General features: G+C 40.8%; 1 protein-coding gene. It reads left to right on the top strand.

Annotated elements, in window-relative coordinates; translation table 11 throughout:
* Positions 1 to 119 precede the first annotated feature (119 nt).
* Positions 120 to 1,067, top strand: a complete 948-nt coding sequence (locus AB0I60_RS37480) for an IS30 family transposase (protein WP_003130410.1) — start codon at positions 120 to 122, stop codon at positions 1,065 to 1,067.
* Positions 1,068 to 1,207: the final 140 nt, after the last annotated feature.

Genomic DNA, 1,207 nt, shown 5'->3' with positions numbered 1-1,207 from the left:
TCATACTTCTAATTATAACCGCAAATTGTAAAATGAAGATAGCCACCTTGAGTCAAGCAAAAAACATCTGAATCTCTTATACTAGAAGTTCGACCAAATAGTATAAAAAGGAAATTCAGATGCAAGACTATTCTATCACAAGCCAGAGCAAAGGGAAACACCTGACCAATCAAGACCGTTTAAACATTGAACGTTGGCACAATAAAGAAGGACTGAGCAACCGTGAGATTGCGCGCTTATTGAATAAAGCTCATGGGACGATTGACAGAGAGATGAAGCGAGGGGAAATCCAGCTCAAGCGGAAGGTAAAATACTCTGCTAAAAAGGCTCAAGAAAATTATGAAGGATTGAGGGCTCACAGTGTTCGTCCGAGTAAACTCACGACTGAGATTGATTGTTATGTGAGTACACGTCTTAAAGAAGACAAGGACTCTTTGGAAGTCATTCATCAGGCTCTAAAAGGAGTTTCTCTGAGCAGCCTCTACAATTGGGTCAACTGGGGCTGGTTAGAAGCCAAGCGTCATCATCTTTTCTATCCGCAGTATAAGGCGGCAAAGAAAATCAAACCTCGTGCGCCAAAGCATCCTTTTGGTAAGTCTATTGAAGAACGGCCTGAGTTCATTAACAATCGCTTAGAAGTGGGGCATTACGAGATTGACACGGTCATTCTTACGAGAGCTAAGAACAAGGTGCTTTTGACGCTCACAGAGCGAAAATACCGCACGGAGATCATTCGCTTGATTGATGGGAAAACAGCACAGGCGGTCAATGATGAGCTGGTGGAACTTCAAAAAAGTTATGACTTCAAATCCATTACCCCTGACAATGGCCATGAATTTGCAAGGCTCTCTGAGGTCGTAAGCTGTCCAGTTTACTATGCACACGCCTACGCGAGCTTTGAGCGAGGGACGAATGAAAACCATAACCGAATGATTCGTAGGCATCTGCCAAAAGGCACAACAAAGACGACCCCTGAAGAAGTCGCCGCTATCGAGTATTGGATGAACCATTATCCAAGAAAAATGTTCAACTATAAGAGTTCATATGAGATGAGCTTGGCTGGCTAACTTGGACTTGCAATTTGCGAAATTTTAATTATACTAACTAATAATATTAAATATCGAGGTTCCAAAATGATTAACAACTTTAAAAAATTTTATTTTTTCTTTATGAATGATCCACATTAGTTTTTGGCTAATAAAATGTG

Origin of the sequence: Actinosynnema sp. NPDC050436, assembly GCF_040655415.1 — a bacterium.
In the GTDB taxonomy this organism is placed as follows: domain Bacteria; phylum Actinomycetota; class Actinomycetes; order Mycobacteriales; family Pseudonocardiaceae; genus Actinosynnema.
This window is presented reverse-complemented; position numbering and strand designations above follow the sequence as displayed.

Excerpts from the sequence above, each read along its gene's own strand:
- AB0I60_RS37480 (WP_003130410.1), top strand. The coding sequence starts at position 120 with ATGCAAGACTATTCTATCACAAGCCAGAGCAAAGGGAAACACCTGACC.